Source organism: Paenibacillus luteus, assembly GCF_006542765.1.
GTDB classification, from domain to species: domain Bacteria; phylum Bacillota; class Bacilli; order Paenibacillales; family Paenibacillaceae; genus Pristimantibacillus; species Pristimantibacillus luteus.
The window spans coordinates 428,175-452,415 of sequence record NZ_SKCD01000011.1; the positions used below are offsets into that span (position 1 = coordinate 428,175).

Genomic DNA, 24,241 nt, shown 5'->3' on the forward strand with positions numbered 1-24,241 from the left:
CTTCCTCCTGATTGTTGCTCGGCTTCGCACGTCAGATTGGCTGCAGCCCTAATGATTTCCCTTCAATTATAGCCCAAGCCTTCTTCTGGATGCTATCCAAAAAAAGAGAAGGCTTAGAGCTGGGGTCGTTTGCCTGTTTGCAAATTACCCCGCTCGGCCTTCTTCAACTAGGACCAATCAAACAATACGCCGTTATACTGATCTTTATTTAATCTAAGGCCTTCATAAGCCTCTCGTGCCTGTTCAGGTTTAATCACATGACTGATAAGCGGCTCGATATGAAGCCTCTTCTGCTTCATAAGCTCAAATACAATTTTGGAGTTTCGTACCAAGGAATGTTTAACAAATTCGGCAGGCTGGGTTGGGAAGCGCCATTCATGTGCCCCTTTAAATGTAATACAACCCCTGTTGTAGAGATGACAATAGTTTAAAATGTCGGTTACATCCGCATTGTACTCTCCGCGCGGGCTTCCCAGGAATATAATTTCGCCTAGTTTAGCAATCCATGCAAGGCTATCAACGCCAACCTTGGCTACTCCTGTAGCTTCGATATGAGTAGAGACGCCTTTCCCATCGGTTAAGCGAAGGATTTGTTCCTTTATATCCCCTACCTCGCCGTTTAACGTAAAATTCAAGCCGCAGCTCGCCGCGGTTTGAATCCGCTCCTGTGATAAATCTACACCTATCACTGTCGCACCTTGCAATCTCGCTAATTGTGCTGCCATATTTCCTACGAGTCCTAATCCGGTAATACTTACTGCATCGCCAATTTCAATATTAGAGACGCGTACAGAAGTAAAGGCAACGGTTGCCATACGGGTAAACGGCACCCACCTAGCATCTATGTCTTCTGGTAGCTTTATGAGAAGCTGGTCGGCAGCCACAACCTGATATTCCGAATGACTGCCATAATGAAATACGAGGTCCCCAGGTTTGAATTCCGTTATTCCGTCACCAGTCTCCAGTACTCTGCTTACGCTTGAGTAACCGGGGCAAATCGGCAGCCTAGCCCAAGCTTCTTTACCTGAAAGCATAGCGAGTTCTGTTCCAGGACTAATCAGTGAATACACGAGTTGCACAAATAGCTCATACTCACCCAACTTGCCTGAAACGTAGACCTCCTCTATCGTTTCGACTTCCAGCGGACTCATAAACATTATTTTTCTATTTTTCATCACATACACTCCCTTGGCGTTTGCTTTCACACTAAATGTAAAACTTTTCGCCTCGGAAGTCTTTGATTGCAATAACGATTTTTTGTCTAAAACACCGAAAACTGGTGCTGCCGAAGAGCTTCATCGCGTGCCGATACAGCTCCCTCTGCAATTTGCTCTGACGTCTAATCACAATTCGGATTCCATAACTGAGTGACAAACCGCTTACCCCTAACTTCCTTTAATTCATTTGTTTATTCCTCCTTTGGGTGATACGCCGATTGTAACAAACCGAGTCTGAGCGAAGAAATATTCATTCTACACCGAATTAATTCAAAAAACACATTGCGAAATGGTTCTAGGAATCTTCCCTGTCAGGTTCATTGATTAAAGTTAATTAAGGCATGGTGAGGCAAATGTCCAAGCAAGCAAGTTTCTGCCTGCATTTAATAGTTAGAAATTATAATTAGGAGGGATTAAGCAATGGCTTGCAATAACACTGCAACTGCTTTAACCTGTTGCGCCGATAAGGATTATGTGCAAGATAAAGTATGTACGCCGTGGAGTGGAACGGTTGTCGCCGCCGATGTCCTAGTTGTTGTGTTCACCAATAATATTAATCAAAATATCGTAGGTACGGGTTATCTGCAATTCGATATTGGGCCAGATGATATCACATTTGATTTTCTTGATAGTACAGGAGCGCCTATTAATCCAACTCCCTTTACAATTACTCCAGGCACAAGTCTTGCCTTTACGTACCGGCGTTTTAGCGCCATTCGTATCACATTGCCAGCAGCATCCCCAGGAACCTACCAAGGCGAATTCTGTATTACAACCCGTTACCCTGTCCAATAAAAACAAATAAAGGAGGGATAAAGTTACATGTGTAATTCTAATCTATCGACTCTTAGCTGCTGCTCGGATAAAGTCGTTGTACAAGATAAGGTTTGTATAAACTGGGCATTGGCGGCTGCAGGAACACAAACCATTTATACGGATAATATATCCCAAACCATTAACGGAACGGGGTATGTCAAAGCAGAAACAGGTACGGGTACAGTAACCGTAAACTTTTTCCGTACAGGTGTTGTAGCAGCTATACAAACGATCGTTGTTCCTGCTGGGGGAAGCACCTCGTTTACTGTATCTCGATTTAATACAATATCCTTAACAACTACCGCAGCTGCGCAGGGTGAATTTTGTATTACTGTCCGATATGCTCTATAATAATCAAAAAAAATATTCGGTGGTTCTGTCAGGCAACTGACGAACCACCTTTTTTATTGTTCAATAGCAGACGTGGGATGATCAGGTAGATGCAGCGTAATCGATATAACGTATTTCCCTTCTACATACGCATGCTCGTTGCCTTTTGCAGACACCTTAACCGTTTTGATACCATGACCAATGAAATTGGTAGTATTGCCTGGCGGGACCGTCATATGTTTGATTTCATCACCATCAATTTCCACTTCAATCGCTTCTGTGCTGGAAGAGAAAGAATAAATGGTAATTTGTACGACGCTAATTTTGGTATCAACATCGTTTTCCCATATTTGAAATGCTGGCTGCCCGCCTTGAATTAATAAATTTCCGCAGCATTCCTTCTCAACAGAAATATTCGGCTTCACCGGGTCTATCGGATCTATACAACAAGGTACAGGAATTGGAACAGGCCAGGGTCTAGGCCTTTTTTTGTGGCAGCGCTTGGGCGGGCAAGGGAAAATAGGAAAGCATCGCTTTCGTCGCAGCCTCTTTTTACAACGTTTTTTTCTTATTTTACATTTCCTTGGTTTATAGCACTGCTTATTGCAAGAGGGATTTACTTTGAGAACGATCATTGCTGCGAATATTGACCTTTTTCTAACGCATCTTTTCCTTTTCAGCATTCTCCCCCCTCTTCAAAAAACTTTTTCAACTCCTTCCTTATATTAAATGTATTTTTTCGGAACATGGTCCTACTTTATCTAGAATTATTTCAAATAAGGTTAGATGCCTATAATAAAGATCATTCATTGTACATTAGGATTTTGTGAAGTTATTTACGTAATTTCATGCATGGACCAAACTACCCCATTAGAAGCACCATTTCCTACGTTTAACGCAACTGTCAGTCCATTGGCATTATAAAATAGGCCAATGACATCACCTGCATTTAAAGTAACCTCTCCAGCTAAAGTGACATTTCCTGTTCCTAGAACGGCGCGCAGTGTTAAGAGCAGCAATATGTTGACATTCAAAATCGGTAATAACCCGGCAACTAAGCTCGTAGCGGTGGGCGAAGTTCTTTGGACTACAAAGAAGGGATTAATGCCGGCTCCAAGAACTGCGCTAATGGCGGCTGTCGTTGTGTAATTTATCGTTGCCAAAATCGTATATCTTCCAGTAACTGGTATCACATAATTGCCCGTCACCGGATTGAAATTTGCGTTCCCATAATAAGGACTCGCTACAGACCAGTTTGTCAATTGACCACTAGCAGATATCGTTACGGAAGACAGAAAAGCAGAAAACCCTTCGGTAGCAAAATTCGGGCCAGTTGCTCCCGTCGCACCTGTCGCTCCTGTCACTCCTGTTGCTCCTGTTGCTCCCGTTGCTCCTGTGGCACCAGTTGCCCCTGTTGCTCCTGTTGCTCCCGTCGCACCTGTCACTCCTGTCGCACCAGTTGCTCCTGTGGCACCAGTTGCCCCTGTTGCTCCCGTTGCTCCCGTCGCACCTGTCACTCCTGTCGCACCAGTTGCTCCCGTTGCTCCTGTGGCACCAGTTGCCCCTGTTGCTCCTGTTGCTCCTGTCGCTCCCGTCGCCCCCGTTGCTCCTGTGGCACCAGTTGCCCCTGTTGCTCCTGTTGCTCCTGTTGCTCCTGTCGCTCCCGTCGCCCCTGTTGCTCCCGTTTGACCTGTCGCCCCCGTTGCTCCCGTTTGACCTGTCGCCCCCGTCGCCCCCGTTGCTCCCGTTTGACCCGTTGCTCCTGTTGCTCCCGTTGCTCCTGTCGCTCCCGTTTGCCCCGTCGCCCCCGTCGCCCCCGTCGCTCCTGTTGCTCCCGTTGCTCCCGTTTGACCCGTTGCTCCTGTCGCACCAGTTGCTCCCGTTTGACCCGTTGCCCCTGTCGCACCTGTCGCTCCCGTTTGACCCGTTGCTCCCGTTGCACCTGTCGTCCCCGTTGCTCCCGTCGCACCTGTCGCTCCCGTTTGACCCGTTGCTCCCGTTGCTCCTGTCGCACCTGTCACTCCTGTCGCACCAGTTATTCCCGTCGCCCCCGTTGCCCCCGTTGCTCCCGTCGCACCTGTCGCCCCCGTTGCTCCTGTCGCTCCCGTTGCTCCTGTCGCTCCCGTTTGCCCCGTCGCTCCCGTTGCTCCTGTTGCTCCTGTCGCTCCTGTTGCCCCTGTCGTTCCTGTTGCTCCTGTTGCTCCTGTCGCTCCTGTCGTTCCTGTCGTTCCTGTTGCTCCGGTTGCTCCTGTCGCTCCCGTCGCCCCTGTCACTCCTGTTGCCCCTGTCGCACCTGTCGCTCCCGTTTGACCCGTTGCTCCCGTCGCCCCTGTCACTCCTGTCGCACCAGTTGCTCCTGTTGCTCCTGTTGCTCCTGTTGCTCCTGTCTCCCCTGTCGCTCCCGTTTGCCCTGTTGCTCCTGTTGCTCCCGTTCCTCCTGTTGCTCCTGTCGCTCCTGTCGCTCCCGTCGCACCTGTTGCTCCAGTTGCTCCCGTTTGACCCGTTGCTCCCGTTGCTCCCGTTGCTCCTGTCGCTCCCGTTGCTCCCGTTGCTCCTGTCGCTCCCGTTGCTCCTGTTGCTCCTGTTGCTCCCGTCGCCCCCGTCGCCCCCGTTGCTCCTGTCGCTCCCGTTTGCCCCGTCGCTCCCGTTGCTCCTGTAGCCCCTGTCGTTCCTGTTGCTCCTGTTGCTCCCGTCGCACCTGTCGCACCCGTTGCTCCTGTCGCACCCGTTGCTCCCGTTTGCCCCGTTGCTCCTGTCGCACCTGTCACTCCTGTCGCACCAGTTACCCCCATTGCTCCTGTTGCTCCTGTCGCTCCCGTTGCCCCCGTTGCTCCTGTCTCCCCAGTTGCCCCCGTTGCTCCCGTTGCTCCCGTTGCTCCTGTTGCTCCTGTCGCACCAGTTACCCCTGTTTTTGGGTGAGTACCATTACAGCTTAATGATCCTGAACATGAACAGTTGCTCGATGAGCATTTACCGGATGAACAGCTAAGTGACGAGCTCTGTTGAGATGAATTACAGCTCAATGAACCTGAACATGAACAGTTGCTCGATGAGCATTTACCGGACGAACAGCTAAGAGACGAGCTGTGATGAGATGAATATTCCAGTATAGGTCTATTAAATATCAAACCATTATTAAACATATATATTTTCCTCTCGTAAAAAACTAACCTTGTCGACGCCGTTACATTCTCACCTCTAATAAACTCCTATGCGAATAAAGCTGCCGCGCTCTCTTAACAATGAAAATAGATATTCCCTCTATTTTTTCTCTCTACTACTATTAAATGAAATTCATTGTCCTTTTGATTGTACTCAAGCCTTACTAAAATCAGTTTTGATTCATTAAAACCCACACTTCATAAATCATTATTTTCGTCTATCATTACTATAGAAATGACGTTATTTACTAATGATAACATTTCAATTATAGTGGGTTACAGCAACAGACTGTCCTGCAGGGCACATCAAACTAGAGGAGGAACTTCGATGGCACAGCGTATTGCAAACATCATCATCCCAGACAGTAAACTCGCGATTGGCGCAGCAGAACTGCTTCGTGAGCATGGTGATTCACTCTTATGGAACCATTCTCATCGCGTATTTTTATTTGGTGCTCTCCAAGGTGAAAGGAATAAGATTAAGTATGATGCTGAATTGCTCTATATTAGCGCTTTGTTTCATGATTTGGGTTTGACAAAACAATATAGCAGCCCTGACAAACGCTTTGAAGTGGATGGTGCTAACGCAGCAAGAGACTATTTGCGACAAAATGGCGTGCCTGAAGCATCTTCAAGTCTCGTATGGGATGCTATTGCACTTCATACTACAATTGGAATAGCACAATACAAAGAACCAGAAGTAGCACTCATTTATTCGGGAGTAGGCTATGACGTCATGGGCGAAAATTTTGAGAGCATTACTGAAGATGTACGTAATACAGTGGTTAGCTCATTCCCACGAAATAATTTTAAGAACAAAATATTGCCAGCCTTCCTTGAGGGCTTCAAACATAAGCCTGAAACCACATTCGGCAACATAAAAGCTGATGTCTGTGCTAGATTGCTCCCTGATTTCAAACCAACCAACTTCTGCGATTGCGTATTGCATTCTCCTTGGCAAGAATAATGATCTTTTCATTCATAAGAAAGACAAGCAACCCCAATCCTTCCGGTGGGGGTTGCTTGTCTTTTCTTCAATAGTTTATGTACATAAAATTCCCATTTGAGGGCTTGAGTAAACTGGGTAAACAACAATTATCAAATGTCTACGGTACAAACATCCAATCACAGCCCCGCGATCATGCATAAGCTACATCGTAGTCAAAATGCTTGGAGGTGAATGTCTAATGTCAGGATTTGTTGGTGGTGCTAACAACAGTATTGGTTTCATTCTGGTACTGTTCATCTTATTGGTCATTATCTCTTGCAGCTGCGGTATTTTCGGTGGCGGTTACTAATAACCGGCAAATGAAGGTTTTCAAGTAGCCTGCTCCTATGTTCAGACTACGGAATAACCCTAAATACTCTCCAAAAGATAATCATGCCTTTATAGCTGATTAAATTCTCAATAAAGTGACGAAGTATTTTTTGGCTAATCCCACGAAACATTTCGAATAAATGAAATCTATACGTAAGGAGGTTGAATGAAAATGTCCGGTTTTGTAGGTGGTGCTTTTACGAACACTGGTACCATTCTGGTGCTTTTCATTTTATTGGTGATTATCGCTTGTAGCTGTGGAATCTTCGGCGGCGGCTGTGGTTACTAAATAATAAACCAAATCTCCTAAAAACACTCAGGCAGCTTCTCCACAGGAACCTCACAAAAAGGCCCATACTTTGGGCCTTTTTGCTATTTAAAACTCCGATATGAACTCCGTTTCCCTTGAGAATGGGTCGATGAGTGAGGTTTCCTCAGGTTCATTTAAAATAGTAATACAAATTCCCTTCATACTGTTTATCCAAGTTTTCTTTACTGTCAAAATAAACCTGCAAGCTGTCATTTGAATAATAATCAAATTCGTCATAATCCTTAACTACATGATTAAGCTCTGTTTTCAACTCTGCAGAAGTTCCATTGACCTTGTTGCGCTTGACGTCCGCATTCGTTAAATAAAAGACGTTTACACTGGAGAAGCGCCCAATGATATTCCATAGATTATGGCTATACAGCTTGGCTGCAAATCTGTCATGATGATCATGAAGACGAATTCACCCTCTTCCCAAATGGTGTTAGTGCTCCACTATTCCCAAAGCTCACAATGATTTTGTAAGAGAAAAGATGAGATCTCATTAAACAAGTTTTGTTGATCTGCTTCGTAATGAACTGCAATTTCCCGGCCATTCGCGTAATTTAATCGCAAGCAGCCGCCTAATGAATGGATAAACAGCTTGCATGTATATTCGTTTTCAATAAGTAAGTCTGGTTTGTAGCGTTCTTTGCATAGAATGCCCAAATCAGGTAAGGCAGGGTATTCCGCATTTGGAGTAAAACAAAAAAAGACATGCTTTCTCGTGTCATTCCATGGTTCATAATAAGAAGATTCCGTATTTGAATTCCCATGCGCTCCCTGAAAGATCCGGTCCAAAGTCTCCGTATAGTCACCATCGCCAGATTGCTTTACTGTAATTTCATCAGAATGCCTGGGCAGCCAAACGATACCTTCGACATTCGGATGAACAGCCAGAAAGTCGCCATCAATCGTTGTGCCGATCGACACGCATTCCTTAATCTGCGGCTGTGTAATGGGACTGAATTCATCGTGCTCCCACAAATCATATTCTACAAATGGCTGTAAAACTCCCGGGTCTGGCAACTGCACGTTTAACCACCCCCGGTAAGTTCCCTGTCCATATTGACTAAGAAAACGGATGTAAGCCTCCGGAAGCTTAACCTGTGTTTCTTTCTCGACTACTTCCAACTGCTCCAACGGTATGGGATTCATTTTTAGTGATGAAATGTACATCAGCGGCCCTCCCTCCCTTCGTTCAAACTTACCTTATACATCTTCTGTACACCAGGCAGCATAGCAACAGCAATGATGATTATTCCCAGTGCCAGATAAATGAAATGGATGACTATAAATCGATCAATAATCAGGACTTGTATGGTAATCCATAAGATTAAAGCGATTCCCGAGTACACCGTAAAAGTCCAAGACCAATGCATATTGGCAAATAGATTGCATTTTTCAGCAGAAGACCATGCCCACTGTTTATACAATCCCCAAGCGATAATTAATGGCATGACTCCAAACAGGGTTACTAAGAACAAGCCCGGTATGAAATAATTGCTAAACCATGATTGCTCAATTAGGGATAGCGGCATATCCATTAGTTCGCCACTTGGATCTATAATCAGAAAGGAACCGCCAAACAACGCACCGACAGCTAAAAAAAGCTGAAGATCAATTAACAGGTTGGAGTGTTTCTTTTCTTTCGATCGGCTCATCTAGCAGCAGTAAGCAAGAGCTGCGTCAGCCATTCATGCTTCTCCCCTTTGGCTTTGGCTGCAGATGTTTTGAGCTTGTTCGAACCACCCCAAATGGTATAAATGATATGCTCCGCTTGATGCCGCTGCAAAGCCGTCATTTCCTGTAACAACTGCGGTAAGATATTCTCTTCTTCCATTTGATCTTTAACCTTTAGCTTTATCGTATCGGTGCAATGCAGTAAACAAACGACAAGGGTTGAGAGGACATTTTCCGTAACGCCGTATTTTTCAATAAACGCTGCCGTAAATCCATTTTGAACAGACTGATGCTCGGTATCCACCATTTCCATGTAATCTTTAATCAACGGGAAATAGTCCTGATCTGCTAGACCAAGGCCAAAAACAGTAAACGTCCCCGGCATTGAGCATTTTTCACCTTCCGCATCCTCATACCACTCATATTCTCGCATCGCTGCACGTGCATATTGCTCCAGCAAAATTCTCAGCTCCTTATAGGCTAATGCATTAGCAAAGAAACGATGAGTGCCCGACTTTGCCAAACCTTTGATGGGTAGAAACTGCTTCTCACTGGACTTTAGCTTAATTTGGTAACTTGCAGGAAAGCCGCGTTCCAACAAATGAATAATAAAACGGAGTGCTTGAGCGTAACTCTCCTGCGCTTCCTTTCGTATAACGATCGTTATCGTAGAAAAAATATCGTTTGCTTTGCATTCTACATTCTCATCATGATAATAAATCTCTTCTTTAGCAAAAGTTCCGCTGCCTTCCTTCTTCAGGAGAGAAGCTTTATCGCCACCAAGCTCTTCTGCTCGATTCAAAAACTCAATCCCCGTGTTTTTGCTATAGGCAGGCTCATATTTAATAATGGCTATCGCTGTATAGAATAGGAGTTCTAATGTAGAATGATCGATCTCTTCAGAAATACCAGCGTTTTTTCTGATATAGGTTCTGGAATGCCACTCTTGTTCCTTAATCGTATAGTAACGAGGAAGAAATTGGTCCTCCACCCAGTTCTGCAGAGAACGGATGATATTGCCACGATGCTCCTCCAGACGCGACTTACTTACTTTGTTGAGCTCCAGCACTTTATTAAAGAGACCGACTACACGCTGTTGATCAAGCTTGGGAAATAGTTCTTGATCCAATAGATGCTTAGAGAGAAAAAAAGTTTCTAACGATTTGGTAGGCGTCTTGCCCTGATCGAGACATATTTTTATATAATTCAATATACTCTCCAGTAGCAGCTGCTTCTTCTCCTCGTTAATGTACGTTACTAACGGTGTATTCACCTCGCCACCTTGAACGCGAAACTTGCCCCAAAATACAAACTTATAATCAATTAACGTGGTTAGTTTCAAAGCATCCAGCTCCTGCATCACAAAAATGGCGAGCTGAGGCTTAATGAATTCATGAATTATTTCCTTTGTCAATGATTCGACTGGTATTCCACAGCTGCTTTTAACCGATGGCTCCATAAAATCAAGATCAGAGTCATATATGCTTATTTCGCCTTCCCTATATTCCAAAAGGCCATAGTCATGAACGCCAACCTGCAGCTTCGTTCGACCGACAATTTTATTTGTATCCTTCTTGCTAAGAAGGTGAAACCATTTGCCTATTTCCATCTTCATTTCATTTAATATATTCTCAAGTGAACCGAGTGCTGTCTCCATGGTAAGCCGCCCTTCATTGCTATGTTATTGTGCTGCTTCTATCCTTCATCATGAGCCTCCTACAACTGTTTTATGAGCTGGCAAAATGGTCTGCGATTTGATAACCGGCCTTGGAAGCCAGACGTTTGATCCCAACCAGCTCCTCAAATGGCACGGTAATTAGAACATAAGAGTCGCTGTTGATATCCAAGCATGCAAGAGCAATATCGAAGTGCTTAAGCTTGTTTTTCATAAGTTCCAGTGCTTCGGCAGTAGGCAGTTCTTCAATAAAATCAAATTCGGACCAATCCATATCTTGCGGCAAGAGCTGCTTGCGTGCGATTAATTTTCTGGTCGTGTACAAAATGGTAGTGCTCTCTGATTTCCAGTCCACCTCTTCCGCCATACGCTCTTCTATTAGTGCATCTACCATTGCAATCCACGAAAGCTCTTCGAACGGCGCACTAATTCCACGATCATCAAGCCGATCCTGCCATTTCTCGCAATAGGCGAGTGGTGACAGCAGTGACTCTTTAACTTCAAGAACAACGTCTTCATTACCAGATGATAATTTGCGGCTGAGCGTAAGCAGCCCTTCGTGCCGTTCCTCTTCGTTCCTATATAGTCCATCGCTAGAATCAAGTGGCTCATCCTTGCTTAACCTCTTTTTTCGAAAAAAATCAAATATACCCATTCAATCATGCCTCCAGTTCAAAAGATATTCATGTCCTTTGTTCTATGGTTTAAGGTAATCTTCCGTTTAATTTCTTATTAAAAAAATGCAAAAAGGCACCCTGTGTGGGTGCCTGCGTCAATTCACAGCGATGGAACGCTTATTGTTCCCACGTTTAAAAACCTTTTCTAAATTTTATCCCATCGGCTTCCATATGACAATAAGCCTTATGATCGGTTTAATTTGTCATGTTAAAAGCTGTATAGTCAATTTAGTAAAACCGGCATCCAGGCTTTTCTTAATAACTGCAAGCCGATTTCCATTTCTTTCTCTCTTACTCCTCCAAAACCTACGTAAACCTTGGCCTTGCTGCCAAAGGTGTTTCCAGATAAGTCTTGGCTGCCATATACGAGTACGCCTTCTTTCCGAGCTAATTCGATCAGCTCTTCCGCACTGCAATTAGCCGATATAGATAATTCAAGATGCAAGCCTGAGCCACTTGCTTCAACTTGTACGGAATCTGGCATAACGTCTTTGATTAGTTGGACGAGTGCATCATGCTTCAGCCGATATATTTTTCGCATTCGTCTCAAATGCCGATACCAATGACCACGTGAAATAAACAATTGCATTGCCCATTGGTCAATTCGCGAAGGGGGAGTTAACATCTTATCCAACGTTTGCAATTTAAATAATAACTTGGTAGGCAAGACCATATAATTTATGCGCAAAGCAGGCGTGAATACCTTTGAGAAGGATCCAATATAGATGACAACGCCTTTTTTGTCCAAACCTTGAAGCGAGGGGATCGGTTTGCCTGACAGCCGAAGCTCCCCATCATAATCATCCTCAATGATATACCCTTTATTCTCTGCGGCCCAATGCAGCAATTCCTGTCTGATCCCGTAGGGCAATGGCTCTCCAGTCGGACGGTGTGAAGGTGTAACGTACAGAGTGCGAAGGTCATGACATGAACATTCTTCTTCCAATTGCTTGCCCGTCTGCATGGATACGGGAATGGGATGAAGCCCGTTTTGTTCAAATGCTTGTCTCACTTGAGCAATGCCAGCCTTCTCGATTCCGACGCTTGTTTCTCCCTCCAACAGTCTGGAAAGCAGCTGAATGCTATAGGAAATGCCATTCCCAACGACGATCTGTTCAGGAGAACATACTACGCCTCGTGAATGCTGTAAATACTGCGCCAAGCTGGTTCTCAAGGTATATTCACCCCGTGGATCGCCATATTGGTGAATGAATTGACTATTTTGTGAAAGGGCTTCTCCTGCTATGGACTTCCAAATACGGATCGGGAAGGAATCACCGTCCACCGTCAATAGACTGAAATCAATGAGAGTTTTCTTATCCGTCTCCATTATTTCGGTACTGTACTCTTCCGATTTGAGGCTGGCAGACATTGTAGCAGGATTTGTTGCAAGCAGGACACTCGGATTGATAACAACTAAACCGGACCTCTCTTTGCTAGCCACATAACCTTCCTCCAATAAAAGATGATAGGCCGTCTCAATTGTCGTTTTGCTTATGTTTAATTGTTGCTTAAGCGAGCGGATGGATGGCAGCTTCATACCGTCTTGCAAGATTCCCTCTTGAATTAAGGAACGTATATGAAGATATAATTGCAAATACAAAGGTTCGTAAGCGTGAAACGTAATAGCCAGCTCGATATGGCACCCTCCTCATCTGACCTTGGAATAAATATTGAATCTAATCCTTATTATCAGGTCAATCTCGTTATAAACTTTATCATAAATAACAGCATCTTGGTTATTAAATAAAAGTAACAAGGAGATCAAAAGATGAAAATGGCCTTTATTTTATTTGACGATATGACAACTTTAGATTTTGCAGGATTTCATAATGCAGTGACTTGGTTAAAGAAACTTAATTTAATGGAAAATCTAACTTGGGACTTTTGTTCGAATGAAAGAAAGATTAAAGATGATCGAGGGATGAGCATCAACATAGACCGTGTCATGCCAAATCTGGCTTCGTATGACTTGATCTTTATTCCAGGTGGCAAAGCCACTAGAGAATTAATTCACGACATTATTTTTATGAACTGGATCAGAACTGCAATTGCCGTAGAGTACAAAGTGTCAGTATGCACAGGAGCGCTTCTGCTCGGTGCCGCTGGATTCACTAAAAATAAAACAATCACTACCAACCCATTAGCTTTAGATCTAGTAAAACCTTATTGCAAAGAAGTCGTTAGCGTCCGCGCTATGCGGGATGGCGATATTGTGACTGGGGGAGGCATTACAGCATCGATCGATTTGGGATTGTTTTTTATTGAGTCTATCACAAATAAAGAAATAGCTAAGGAGGTACAACGATATATGGACTATCCTTATTACAACCTTTAACGATTTAAGTTGCAGCAAAGCCATCCCATAAGCAGGATGGCTTTGTTCTTAATTCGCTATGGCCACTTGTGCGGCGGTACGTCTATTAGACTCAGCTGTCAGCTTGCCCTCTCGCACAAGTACAGCTAGAAATGCTTTAGTTGCAGCCGGGTCAAACTGGGAACCACTGTACCTGGCCAGCTCCTCTGCTGCCGTATCCGCAGACAGCTTTTGTCGGTAGGATCTATTCGTTGTCATGGCATCAAAGGCATCAGCAACTCCGATAATACGTGCGCCAAGCGGAATTTCCTCACCTTTCATACCGCGCGGGTAACCCTTGCCATCCGGTCGCTCATGATGAAAGCGGACCATATCTGCTACCCCAAGGTCCTTGAGCCTCTTCATATCTTTAACAATTTGATACCCCGCTTCGGAGTGCTGCTTCATAATATCATATTCTTCATCGGTCAACCGGCTCTCCTTGTGCAAAATGAGATCCGGTGTGCCGATTTTTCCGATATCGTGAATGAGCCCAGCCAAGTAAATAGAATCGACCTCGCGCGAAGGCAATCTCATTTCCTTTGCGATGCTCCTTGCGTACTCAGCAACGTTATTCGAATGATAAGAGGTATAATGATCGCGTGCATCAATCGTTTTGGCTAAAGAGAACATCGTGCTCATCAGCATATCTTCTTGGTTTGTCTTCTCATTAAAGTGCTGCTGTGAGACCCATACGATACGCTTTACGATTAGAATGAGCAGCGCATAAGCAGCTGTAACTGACAACAAAATGCCGCTAATCGGATTAAGCAAAACAATGGAGCTCAAAAGCAAAATTCCTGAGATTGCAAACTGCGGAATCGTGAGCTGAAGCATCGCCAAAAATACAATCGGAAAGGCATAAAGCATCAGGAGCAGTTCTGATTCGAATACAAAATTTAAGCCAATTGCCGTAAATCCGCTCAGTAAAAACAAACTCCAGAACATTCGACCGTCCCGCTTATAGGAAACCGGACAAAACTCGGGCTCCTCTTTGCATCTTTTCCATTCATCCTTCATGCTTGTCTCTCCCATCCTGTTCATCCAACATAAAACACATGTTCCGCCTATTTCTTTATTACCTCAGCCATTGATTAAACATTCATCATTTCCTTGATCCACATCAAAATGCTTGTCAATTTAAATGTTCATATGATTCTCCTGTTTTTAAGATGCTCAAGCTTAGTAAGCTTCTATATTATAACTTGTATAATAAAGGTTGTCCGCAATCATTTCAATGCGTGAATTGACAATGTATGTAAACCGTCTTTATTTTCGGCATTTCTCGCCAAATCTTCTTATAAATCTCGACGAATATTTGACATACTTTTTTACTAATATCCGTTATTCTTGATTTGTCCCTATGCAAGTGAATGATAAAGTATTCCAATTCGATTGGAAAAAGAAAGAGGAGATGGATGATGCTGATCAAGAAAAAAACGGATATTACAATGATTTTGGAAAGCTTTAGTGATTTGGCGCAATGGGATGCTGCTGGAAAGAAATTTTATCTTGTGTTTTCCGATCGCAAACGCGGAGGGCAGTGGACTTTGATGGGTTATGACGAGGACCGTTACAGTGTACACGGATTAGGAGAAGATTACAGGGATGAAGCTGAACTCTTTTTCGAGGAACCAAGCCAAGTTCACTCTTTTTTATGGGAAAATCGCGCTGCCTTCAACGCAGCTTTAAAGCCTGCTGCCATGTGCAGTTAGATCCACATTTTGACTTACTTCACTTATGCAATACAATTCCCTAAACAAAAAAACACATGGCACATGTGTTTTTTTGTTGCTATTATTATGTCCAAATTAATTCCCTAGATCTAGGAAGCCGTTCCCTTATGGCTTAGTTTCTGCTGAAGCATTACCGCTAAGTCCTCTGCTTTATCCCAAACGAATGGACGAATCGGATGAGATTTTACGAGCACCACATCGACTGAACTCCGTTTGATTGTCCAGGTCACCGGAATATTTTGGCTTAGCGCATAACCTGCCGCAAAATAGACCTCTGGGGAATGGTTGGTTAAATCAGCAATAACAAGCTTGCTCTCTAATATTTGCTCTAAGGTGTGATTTTCTCGTCTCTCTGTTTCGGTTTGCTGAAACAACCTTGGCGAATAGCCGCATTGCTCCATTTTCGGAAAGACTTGCTGAGTCCATTCACTTCGCAACTCCTCATCCTCAGCAAGCAGAATAAAACAATCCTTAGTCTTCCCGCCATCCGAGCTAGCGGCAGCCACGTCCCACCCTTTCTCCGTAAGCTTAAAAGTCATGCCTTCTCTTATAATCAGTTGGCTCTCTCGCAGCTTCTCAATAATATACACAAGCTCTTGCATATTAGGCGAATAAGTCAGGTTATAATTTTGAGTCAAAGGATGAATGACTACAGCTTCCCCTGGTCCTTCGGATTTTTTGTACAAATACTGCAGTAAGCGCACTTCCTTTTGCTCAATAGTTACAGGAATACTGACTAAGTTCTCAATCTCCGCCATGTCCTCTGCAGCTAATGTAATGCGTTCTCCTGATTCGGAACGCTCGCGCAGGTAAGCCGAAACAATCGGAAATCTTTTACTCTTTATTAGGTAAGAAGATGAATTTATCGTATCATAGCTTGCGCTTTGCAATCGATATGAGCCTTGAGGCGAGCAAAGACAGTTTACATAAACCTCATAACCGTTGTTTTCTTCCATAGTGACAAACTCCGAGCAGAACAAACATCTTTTTTTCCCCATTTCGCTTCTCCCCCTATATGTTTATCATTCGCATATCTTAACGAATATTAGGGGGAAGATGTCATTAAGATTCTTTAATAAGGGGTGGTATTATTTTCCTTACCCGTTCCTCGGCCAGTCTTTGAGTGTGTTCCGGCATCAGCGCCAACAATGGTTCGGTATACGATTTCGGTTTCTAGATCCTGTTCCCGAAGATCATCATAGAGGGCGCTCAGAGGTGGTGGAATCTTCTCACACCTACCTCTTTCCCAGCTTTCCCATTCGGAAAAATCGCTGGCAACATGAGATTTATTTTTTTTGTCGCTGGCCACGTGGATATCTTTTGGCCTGTAAATCCACAATAATAAGCAGAAGGATGGATGTTGCCAGCATGACCGTTCCCGATTGCCATGATTCTGTCATACCCAGCACTAAAATCGAAAACAAAATGGCAGGAATGATAAACAACAACGTGAATAACACTGCTAGAAGCTTGATTACAGCTCTCCCTATTGCATTCATGGTGTGCTCCTTTTGAAAAAAAATCACCTCTATGAATGATATGCAGCTACAGGTTATCCCTATTTATTTCATTACCATTCCGCGCACCAAGCCGATTCATACCCCTTATTGATAGAATGCTGCGGGACGGCTTGCACCCTTGGTTCCTTAAAGGCATCATCTGTTCCCATAAAGTTGGCAAAATGCTTGCTCTCCTGCCTACGAATACGACGGGCTTCTTTGCGCTCAGGCGCAGTCTGGAACAGCAGTCGCTCCTCTGCCGATTCCGCAATAACACTTGGAACAACCGCCGGTTTGTCATCCTCGCCTAAGGCTACGAAGGTTAAAAATGAGGTGGCGCATACTTTGCGGCCGCCAGTCAGCAAATCTTCGGTCACGACTCGAACGAAAACCTCCATTGAGGTTTTGTGCGACCAGGTAACGAAAGCCGATAAACTGACCGCATCCCCTTTTCTGACTGGATGGAGAAAATCTACCGAGTCGGTTGAAGCTGTTACGACAGGACGACGAGCGTGCTTGGTTGCAGCAATCGTTGCTACATCATCAATATATGCCATGAGCTTGCCCCCGAAAATGGTTCCATGATGGTTCGTATCGGGAGGCAGCACTATCGATTCTTTTATTGTCAGTGAAGCAGAAGCGGGTCTTGAGTCAAGCGGTATATTAAGTTTTTCCATCATAATCATGGTACACCTTATTTCTATTTAATTTCTGGACACCGATAAGTTTACACCCGCTCGACATATAGGTAAAATACATATATCGCATAGTTTTCATTCCTTTTCACTATACATGACATGGCAACACTAGCAGTACGACCTGCTGGCATGCTTAGAAGGAGCCTGTCTGATGGACCTTAAACATTTGAATTATTTTGTTGCCGTAGCTGAAGCAGGCAGCTTCACCCAGGCAGCCCGGACGCTTCACATCACACAGCCCTCCCTCTCCAAAATGGTTCGCATGCTGGAGGAGGATCTAGGTGTGCAGCTCATTGACCGGTCGTCGAAGCAGATTGAACTAACCGATGCCGGCGTAACCATCCTTCGTTCAGCGAAACATATCATCCAGTCGTTTGACCATATGTCGAGTGAACTGGAGGAGGTCGTGTCTTTAAAGAAAGGAACGCTTCGGCTCGGTATCCCTCCGATGGTCGGCAGCTATTTCTTGCCAACGATCATCGAGAAATTTTTAACCCATTATCCACAAATCAAGTTACAGGTCATTGAACAGGGCGGCAAAAGAATGGAGCAGGACTTGCTTCAGGGCGAGCTGGATTTCAGCATGGTTATCCTTCCAGTCAAGGATATGGAGCGGTACCATATTCTCCCTTGCATTCATGAAAACTTGCATCTTGTCGTTCATGCTAATCATGAGCTTGCGTCTAGTTCATTCATTCAAATGCATCAGCTTCAGCACGAGCGCTTCATCATGTTCCGGAACGACTTTACCATTCACCACTTGATCAAGGAGCGATGCGAAGCTGCAGGATTTGAACCAAAAATCGTCTTTGAAAGCTCGCAGTGGGACTTTATGACAGAGATGGTCGCTGCCAAATACGGGATCACGCTTCTGCCTGAAGGCATTTGCGGGCAGCTTGACCCGCTGCGCTGCGCTTCCATTCCCATCGTTCAGCCTGCTATCCCATGGCAGCTGTCGATGATTTGGCGTAAAGATAAATATTTATCCTTCGCCTCCCGCGAATGGATTCGGTTTTCCGAAAGCGAGCTAGCCATCATCCATAAGTCGTAAACATTGGTAATAAATTCCATTCACATTTGAAATAGGGTTTAAATGTTGAAAGCTACGAGAACGTAGAGGATAAAGTGGCTTAACTGGGGGCAAAGCGAAATGACTCATAAGTGGAGTTCTTTGGACAGAATGGGTGGAACCTCCAAATCGATTCCATGCTTGCGAGGGATTCAGGAGCAGCCGGTTGGAGAGGCGCTCCTGTGCAGCTTCAAAAGAGAAATAAAGTTAGCGCCTAATGATTCGCTTGTCTTCCGCAGCCTTAAGCCAGCTGGGGAATTCATGCAAAAGCTGATCATACAGCATTTCATCTGAGGTTGCGGCAATATCGTCCAAATGGAAGAAGTTCGCGTTGTCAACGATTCTCCCTTCCATCGTATCCAGCTGCTTTAGCACTTCAAAGTCAGAATGCCCAATACCCACGAACTGCCAAAAGATCGGCTGAACCGCAGCTGCCGTAATGACCTTCTTTATTGGTTTTACAACCCCGCCATCATTAATAAAAATAATAAATACGGGAACGCCGCTATCTTCTTCAACGGTATATTTGCGGATGACATCTTCCATGACCGGAGGTTCATTGTTGCGGCCAAACTTATGAATCGCTGCATTGTTTAAAATTTGATTTTGTACATAATCTTTAAAATCCCGCTCCGTCACGGACGGCAATCTGCTAAAATGTGTATCGTATACCCATACGTCCAAAGCCCCGTTATCATCAAATTTAGAGGCTACAGCCAATATTCGCTCTACAACTTCCTGAACCGTGCCATTTTTGTACAAGGTTTGCATAGACCCCGTAATATCCAGCACGATTCCGACTCTGGCTTCGACATGGGTTAGTTTTTTCTTCTCCAAGGTGATTTGAACGATCTTCTTGCGCAAATCGATAGGCGTTAGAGCCGTCTCTTCTGCCCATTCAACCGCTGCTGCCGCCTCAACTTCATGGGCCTCAATCTCGAGCCCAAAGCTTGTGCACAATGCTTCTAGGCCCCCATAAAATCCACTGCCGATGGCATTGAATTTCCATTCTCCGTTATGCCTATACAATTCACCCACAACAACCGCTGTTTCCTTCGTGAATTCGGAGCCGTACTCGTAACGAAACAATTCTTCTCCCGTTCTTGCATCAAGAAGCCTTATATACATGCCGGATACGTCCTGCATAAAGTGACTTCGGCGTTCTCCTTCATGAATCGTCACGGTAAACGCAATTTTTGACGTGTTATCCTGCAGACGATTCAATGCGATCGTTACGGACTCCTTGTCTGCTGGATACGGAGCAACTGCATGTGACACAGAACCATCGCGGGCTACCGGATTACCGTAAAAAATAAAATCCTCATCTTCTTCGCAGCGGCTTAGATCCGAAAGCAGAAATGCTGCAGCGTCAATACTCATGGATGAATGATCAACCGACCAACCAAACTGCAAGCTAATGGATGTCAGCTCGCGGCCTTTGGTTACGTCTGCTTTCTGGCCTCTTAATAGCAGCATAAATTCAACTCCAATTCTTTATCAACTGTTCAATTCTAGAGTGCTTCAATCCAACCCTGTATGAATTAGGAAACGTATCTATTATTATACCTAATCTTCAAATAGTAAGAAATGGCTATACCAAAGACGCAAACATCCGGGCAAGCCATGGGGCTGATATCAGCGTAACGAAGGCCGTCAACATCATCGCAATTAAACGTTGCCCCGCTAACTGTGCCCAACATTCCATGCTGCTGGCCATGGTTTGGGAACGTTCCAGATACCTTTCATTAGCGTTCAGAGAGTAGACTGCCTTCAACCGGAAACGATTTACGATCAAAGCAGGGCGGCTTGTATAGAAAACAAGTAAGTATTAGACTGACACCAACTATAAAAACAGCGGCAGCCGTGGACTTCATATTGCACCTCTTCTTTATGCAGTCTGTTTTAGATTAGTCTAAATTTAGTTCGAGCCTTAGACTTTATATTCTTCTGACTGCTTGAATAATCAAGCCATCCTGCTTTCGCTGGTCCTGTAAGCCCTATATGACCAAATGCCCTTTATTTTCCGCAAGGCCAATCGTTGCCTCCACACCGGAATTGAATTCCAGAAAATCGCTCTCCACTCCATCGCTGAATATAACCCCGTTTTCCGGCATTTGCGACGTAATCCGAAGCGGTCTCCGTTCCTCGATCTTCCCAAACACCAATTCAGCATCCGTTGTTTGGCTCGGAAATGGTTCTCTGACTGTAAAATAAAGATATGGGGAATTCCAATGAAAACCCTCCTCCGAACTATTTATCGCCTCAGGTGATAACGTAAAGTTCTGATTGGTTGTGCTCCTTATAATCCCCTTTGCCCCGGCAAGAACGCTTTTGAACCAGCCTGTGGAGCCGAGCCCCGTTGATACGATAATGCCACTGGAAGATTGCTGCTCCATTCTACCGCTGAGCTCAAGCTGATAACGGGCGGATACGTGGGTTTTTCGGCCAACGAACAAATCATTTACGCCATATAAGCACTGGCCGTCATTCAGCTCTGCCTTGGCAAGCGTCACTTCCTTGATCGGCCTGCGCCTGCGGATGACATCGGGTACGATCATTTTTAAATCTTTAACCGTAAAGGGCAGCAGCACTCCGTCCCACCGCAACGGGTCCGGATTAACGCCAATTAACGGCTGCTCTCTTAAATATTTTAGCGTGTTCGCTACAAGTCCGTCTTGCCCGATCACAACGACCATATCCTGCTTGCCAAATATAAAATTGGGAACATGCTCCCGGTCCAGAACCTGTACCCGACCGTAAGCGTTCAGCTCAGCAGCGGCATAGGCAACTGCTTTACTGTATCGTTCGTCCTCCTCTACATAATCGCGAAAATCGGCACCAAGTCGTTCAATATAGAACTGCGCCTGCTGGATTGTATTATAACGAACAACGAGCTCCTCAAGCCTGGTTTTGCGCTTGATTAGTATCACTTTCTGGTGAAGAGCGCCATCATTCATCGTCCCGCACCTCCGCGAGTGCTTGTTCCAGCCGTCGTTGCTGTGGTTGACATCAAACCTTGCAGAAGATCTGGCGTAATGTTCAACTGGCCAATCTTCTCCGCTTTGTCAGCAATATCCTGGAAAGCTATAGCAATGAGTTTGTTCGGTTCCATTCCCATATTAGCCATTGCCTGAAGAACATGCGGCTCAATGCCGCTCATCGATCCCATAAGCGCTCCCAGCTCATACGCTTTCGCATCAGCCTCGGCATTCTTGTTCGCGATAGCCAGCTCTATTAAGGATTTCTTCTTCTCTTCCAGATCCGTATCAAAGAGAAGCTGCTCCTCCTTCATTTCATTTTGCTTCTGCTTCACTAAGCGCTCCGCGTCTAGCTGGGTTTCCCGAATTTGCTTTTTCTTCGTCTCGACCGCAATCTCCGTGCTCAACTCGTTTTCCTTAACCCGTCTTTCCTGCTCGATCGAGGCATTCCGGCGCTCATATAACGCTTTATCCGCTTCGCGCAAAATCTCCTCTCGCGCCTTCGCTTCAAGCGCACGCATCGTTTCTTTGTTCGGCAGAATAGCCAGCACGGACAGGCTCATGATCTCAATGCCAAGCTTCGCAATATCCTCGCTGCCCTTGACCTCACGCGTTGTGACTTCGACCAATTGTTCGCTGGATTTGATCGCATCCTGCAAGGGCATCTTCTCCAGCTGTTTCTTAATCATGACCTTAACAATGTTGATGACTCGCTGGGCAAGCTTGCTTGGATCATCCGACAAATAAGCCCTTTTTCTCAGATTGTACGTATAATTCAAAATTTCTGTCGTCTTCTTGTAATCGACGATGCGATAGGTTAGCTGTCCCTGAACTGTGACCGTCTGATAATCATGAGTGATTTCTTCAAACATAAACGGTACGTCTATGGAGGATACCGGCACGACAACGACCGAGGTCGTCGGCTCATAGTAGTAGAAGGAAAGTCCAATCCCCTCTTCGACGACTTTTCCGTTTTTAATTTTAAGGACATAATCACTAGGCTGAAACTTTACAAATTTTAATCCAAACATGGCAAAAACCTCGCTTTCATTCAGATGATGGGTCGGAATTTTTATTAGTCGTTTTGATATTATCAATACGATAACATCAAAATTCGATAATATCAACATGAGATTATCGAATCGGTTCAATTGGTGCACACTTACAAATGATCCTGACTCAAACTTAGATCATCTACGGCTAAAGCCCCGCTACTAAATATCCATAAAATATCAATTCATTCGTTTACAAAAGGACTAATTTATTATAAAATTCTTTATAACGAACAATTTGTTCGCAATTCATGCCGTGTCGGGGGAGGTGTTAGTGTCATGTCCATGCTCAAGAAAATGATCTGTCTAACCTTATTAATCAGCGTATGTATTGTCCCGGCTACCGCATTTGCAGCTTCCAACTCTGAATCTTCAAGCAATAAGAAAAGTCTGATTTCCAGCATTTTATCTATTTTTAGCAATACTAAGAGCAACAACAATAACAATAACAACAACAACAACAACAATCATTCCAATTCTTCGAACGCTCCAAAGCCAGACAAGGATTGGAACTCCAAGAGCTGGTTTGACTGGTTTGATCATAATGATAACTGGTGGGACGAGATCTGTTGGTGGGACAAGAACAAAGACGATTCTTACAAGCTTTGGGAACGTTATTATTGTTATTAATTGAACAAACGCTAAAAAACCGTTGACGATCGTCAGCGGTTTTTTCGTTTCTAAATGTAATTCAAATGAATATAGCTATAGTTAAGAGAATCTATTCGATTCGACACTTATTCGTTCACTCGGCTACTTATTTATCCCAGCCTCTGCTTTGCTGAAGGTACCCTCTTTGATTTTATGAACATTGTACATGTTAACGGAAGAATCAATGATATAAGTAGGGCCTTCCTCATTTCTTCTGTTCTGGTGTCCTGCGATATGAACGGGATTCTTCTCCCAATTTTTCCAGGCTTCTTCGGATTCCCAGCGTATCATAATCACGATTTCCTCCGAATCCTTTGCTTTTCGGTTCACCATGACATGAATATCAATTAAGCCTTCCATTCCGTCAATATGGCCCTCTTTGCTAAAATTATCAACAACCGTCTGAGAGTTTCCCGTTTCTACTACAATGGTTCTCATTTGAATAAACACTGCCACGCCTCCCGTCATCTCCCATAAAATTTAACGATAATCAATGTCAAATAGCTTTGCTCGCTCTCTCTTCTAACTATTCGGTTCGGTAAGCCTTGCATTGCAGCCTTACCGCCAAAAGGCTAACCCAATCGTCGAATGAGCGCATCATGCGACCTGTCCGCTTCTCATTGCGCAGCCCCCTGTATTCTTTCAGCAGCGGCACCAGCCACCGGCTTAGCGGAGTGGCAGCATTCGCTACGGAGTAACGCACCTCACAGCCTTTGGCATGCGGCTTTAGTTCATAATCATTGCGATACCACCAGCCGCCAAATACGGAGAAATGCCCGTTTGCAGCATCGATATCCAGATAAGCGATACGGATTTCTACGCCTTCCTCACCTGTATATACCGTAAAAAGCTGAGGCCCCCCTTTAACCCGCAATATTTCGTCCGCACCCTCAGCACCCATAAGGAGAAGCGGGATTTGACTCGCTTTAATCCGTCCGGTAGGCATTGCAGACATGTAACGGACAACCTCTTCATATGGCTTTTCGATAATCCCGCGATAACCTATTAATTCCTTCAC

At 44.6% G+C, this 24,241-nt stretch carries 25 protein-coding genes and 1 pseudogene; 8 read left to right on the top strand and 18 right to left on the bottom strand.

The genetic code is table 11. From position 1 onward, the window contains the following. Positions 1 to 167: 167 nt before the first annotated feature. Positions 168 to 1,175, bottom strand: a complete 1,008-nt coding sequence (locus E0496_RS09905) for a zinc-dependent alcohol dehydrogenase (protein ID WP_141501402.1) — start codon at positions 1,173 to 1,175, stop codon at positions 168 to 170. Between the two features lie 462 nt (positions 1,176 to 1,637). Between E0496_RS09905 and E0496_RS09910 the strand changes: the two genes are divergently transcribed. Further along, positions 1,638 to 2,012, top strand: coding sequence for a DUF3992 domain-containing protein (locus tag E0496_RS09910; RefSeq protein WP_141501403.1), 375 nt, complete (start codon positions 1,638 to 1,640; stop codon positions 2,010 to 2,012). A gap of 27 nt (positions 2,013 to 2,039) precedes the next feature. Then, entirely contained in the window at positions 2,040 to 2,384 is a 345-nt protein-coding gene (locus E0496_RS09915) for a DUF3992 domain-containing protein (RefSeq protein ID WP_139999370.1), read from the top strand. A 53-nt stretch (positions 2,385 to 2,437) separates the two neighbouring features. Here the strand turns inward: E0496_RS09915 and E0496_RS37060 are convergent, their stop codons facing one another. Continuing rightward, positions 2,438 to 3,046: an S-Ena type endospore appendage gene (locus tag E0496_RS37060; RefSeq protein ID WP_338325834.1), complete on the bottom strand. Its 609-nt coding sequence runs from the start codon at positions 3,044 to 3,046 to the stop codon at positions 2,438 to 2,440. A gap of 153 nt (positions 3,047 to 3,199) precedes the next feature. Further along, the gene (locus E0496_RS09925) at positions 3,200 to 5,386 is read right to left on the bottom strand and encodes a collagen-like protein (RefSeq protein ID WP_141501405.1); all 2,187 of its coding nucleotides are present in this window, start codon (positions 5,384 to 5,386) and stop codon (positions 3,200 to 3,202) included. A gap of 466 nt (positions 5,387 to 5,852) precedes the next feature. On the opposite strand from E0496_RS09925, the gene E0496_RS09930 reads away from it, so the two are divergent. Further along, complete coding sequence (locus E0496_RS09930) at positions 5,853 to 6,491, top strand: HD domain-containing protein (RefSeq protein ID WP_141501406.1); 639 nt, start codon at positions 5,853 to 5,855, stop codon at positions 6,489 to 6,491. Positions 6,492 to 7,014: 523 nt separating this feature from the next. After that, positions 7,015 to 7,131 carry a YjcZ family sporulation protein gene (locus E0496_RS36130; RefSeq protein WP_206669740.1) on the top strand — a complete coding sequence of 39 codons (117 nt, stop codon included), beginning with the start codon at positions 7,015 to 7,017 and terminating at the stop codon, positions 7,129 to 7,131. Positions 7,132 to 7,605: 474 nt separating this feature from the next. Here the strand turns inward: E0496_RS36130 and E0496_RS09940 are convergent, their stop codons facing one another. The 5 genes from E0496_RS09940 to pdxR form a co-directional block, all read right to left on the bottom strand. Then, a complete protein-coding gene (locus E0496_RS09940) occupies positions 7,606 to 8,328 on the bottom strand; it encodes an SMI1/KNR4 family protein (RefSeq protein ID WP_141501407.1) in 723 nt (240 codons plus the stop codon). Further along, complete coding sequence (locus E0496_RS09945; protein ID WP_141501408.1) at positions 8,328 to 8,813, bottom strand: hypothetical protein; 486 nt, start codon at positions 8,811 to 8,813, stop codon at positions 8,328 to 8,330. The genes E0496_RS09940 and E0496_RS09945 overlap by 1 nt, the downstream gene beginning before the upstream one ends. Then, the gene (locus tag E0496_RS09950) at positions 8,810 to 10,489 is read right to left on the bottom strand and encodes a DUF6138 family protein (RefSeq protein ID WP_141501409.1); all 1,680 of its coding nucleotides are present in this window, start codon (positions 10,487 to 10,489) and stop codon (positions 8,810 to 8,812) included. Before E0496_RS09950 ends, E0496_RS09945 begins: the two co-directional genes overlap by 4 nt. Before the next feature lie 70 nt (positions 10,490 to 10,559). Continuing rightward, positions 10,560 to 11,162, bottom strand: coding sequence for a DUF6630 family protein (locus E0496_RS09955; RefSeq protein ID WP_141501410.1), 603 nt, complete (start codon positions 11,160 to 11,162; stop codon positions 10,560 to 10,562). Positions 11,163 to 11,407: 245 nt separating this feature from the next. Further along, the gene (gene pdxR, locus E0496_RS09960; protein ID WP_206669741.1) at positions 11,408 to 12,787 is read right to left on the bottom strand and encodes a MocR-like pyridoxine biosynthesis transcription factor PdxR; all 1,380 of its coding nucleotides are present in this window, start codon (positions 12,785 to 12,787) and stop codon (positions 11,408 to 11,410) included. A 168-nt stretch (positions 12,788 to 12,955) separates the two neighbouring features. Between pdxR and E0496_RS09965 the strand changes: the two genes are divergently transcribed. After that, on the top strand, positions 12,956 to 13,522 hold the full coding sequence (locus E0496_RS09965) for a DJ-1/PfpI family protein (RefSeq protein ID WP_141501412.1): 567 nt from the start codon (positions 12,956 to 12,958) through the stop codon (positions 13,520 to 13,522). Between the two features lie 48 nt (positions 13,523 to 13,570). Here the strand turns inward: E0496_RS09965 and E0496_RS09970 are convergent, their stop codons facing one another. Next, positions 13,571 to 14,560, bottom strand: coding sequence for an HD-GYP domain-containing protein (locus E0496_RS09970; RefSeq protein WP_161601359.1), 990 nt, complete (start codon positions 14,558 to 14,560; stop codon positions 13,571 to 13,573). 398 nt (positions 14,561 to 14,958) lie between these two features. Here E0496_RS09970 and E0496_RS09975 point away from each other — a divergent pair, with 398 nt between their 5' ends. Next, the gene (locus E0496_RS09975) at positions 14,959 to 15,255 is read left to right on the top strand and encodes a hypothetical protein (RefSeq protein ID WP_141501414.1); all 297 of its coding nucleotides are present in this window, start codon (positions 14,959 to 14,961) and stop codon (positions 15,253 to 15,255) included. Positions 15,256 to 15,365: 110 nt separating this feature from the next. Here E0496_RS09975 and E0496_RS09980 read toward each other — a convergent pair whose 3' ends face one another. The 3 genes from E0496_RS09980 to E0496_RS09990 form a co-directional block, all read right to left on the bottom strand. Beyond that, positions 15,366 to 16,274: a hypothetical protein gene (locus E0496_RS09980; RefSeq protein WP_141501415.1), complete on the bottom strand. Its 909-nt coding sequence runs from the start codon at positions 16,272 to 16,274 to the stop codon at positions 15,366 to 15,368. A gap of 288 nt (positions 16,275 to 16,562) precedes the next feature. After that, complete coding sequence (locus tag E0496_RS09985; RefSeq protein ID WP_141501416.1) at positions 16,563 to 16,775, bottom strand: hypothetical protein; 213 nt, start codon at positions 16,773 to 16,775, stop codon at positions 16,563 to 16,565. Between the two features lie 71 nt (positions 16,776 to 16,846). Next, a complete protein-coding gene (locus E0496_RS09990) occupies positions 16,847 to 17,455 on the bottom strand; it encodes an acyl-CoA thioesterase (protein WP_241674668.1) in 609 nt (202 codons plus the stop codon). A gap of 169 nt (positions 17,456 to 17,624) precedes the next feature. On the opposite strand from E0496_RS09990, the gene E0496_RS09995 reads away from it, so the two are divergent. After that, on the top strand, positions 17,625 to 18,524 hold the full coding sequence (locus tag E0496_RS09995) for a LysR family transcriptional regulator (protein ID WP_175598034.1): 900 nt from the start codon (positions 17,625 to 17,627) through the stop codon (positions 18,522 to 18,524). A gap of 225 nt (positions 18,525 to 18,749) precedes the next feature. Here the strand turns inward: E0496_RS09995 and E0496_RS36455 are convergent, their stop codons facing one another. The 4 genes and pseudogenes from E0496_RS36455 to E0496_RS10010 form a co-directional block, all read right to left on the bottom strand. After that, positions 18,750 to 19,412 carry a vWA domain-containing protein gene (locus tag E0496_RS36455; protein WP_241674709.1) on the bottom strand — a complete coding sequence of 221 codons (663 nt, stop codon included), beginning with the start codon at positions 19,410 to 19,412 and terminating at the stop codon, positions 18,750 to 18,752. Between the two features lie 87 nt (positions 19,413 to 19,499). Then, a pseudogene (locus E0496_RS36460) lies at positions 19,500 to 20,018 on the bottom strand (TerD family protein); the annotation flags it as partial. Positions 20,019 to 20,539: 521 nt separating this feature from the next. Then, positions 20,540 to 21,499, bottom strand: a complete 960-nt coding sequence (locus E0496_RS10005) for an NAD(+)/NADH kinase (protein ID WP_141501420.1) — start codon at positions 21,497 to 21,499, stop codon at positions 20,540 to 20,542. Beyond that, positions 21,496 to 22,551: an SPFH domain-containing protein gene (locus tag E0496_RS10010; RefSeq protein WP_141501421.1), complete on the bottom strand. Its 1,056-nt coding sequence runs from the start codon at positions 22,549 to 22,551 to the stop codon at positions 21,496 to 21,498. The genes E0496_RS10005 and E0496_RS10010 overlap by 4 nt, the downstream gene beginning before the upstream one ends. Before the next feature lie 300 nt (positions 22,552 to 22,851). Here E0496_RS10010 and E0496_RS10015 point away from each other — a divergent pair, with 300 nt between their 5' ends. Beyond that, the gene (locus E0496_RS10015; RefSeq protein ID WP_141501422.1) at positions 22,852 to 23,202 is read left to right on the top strand and encodes a hypothetical protein; all 351 of its coding nucleotides are present in this window, start codon (positions 22,852 to 22,854) and stop codon (positions 23,200 to 23,202) included. A gap of 123 nt (positions 23,203 to 23,325) precedes the next feature. Here E0496_RS10015 and E0496_RS10020 read toward each other — a convergent pair whose 3' ends face one another. Then, a complete protein-coding gene (locus E0496_RS10020; RefSeq protein WP_338325835.1) occupies positions 23,326 to 23,661 on the bottom strand; it encodes an antibiotic biosynthesis monooxygenase in 336 nt (111 codons plus the stop codon). 88 nt (positions 23,662 to 23,749) lie between these two features. Beyond that, complete coding sequence (locus E0496_RS10025) at positions 23,750 to 24,241, bottom strand: hypothetical protein (protein WP_141501424.1); 492 nt, start codon at positions 24,239 to 24,241, stop codon at positions 23,750 to 23,752.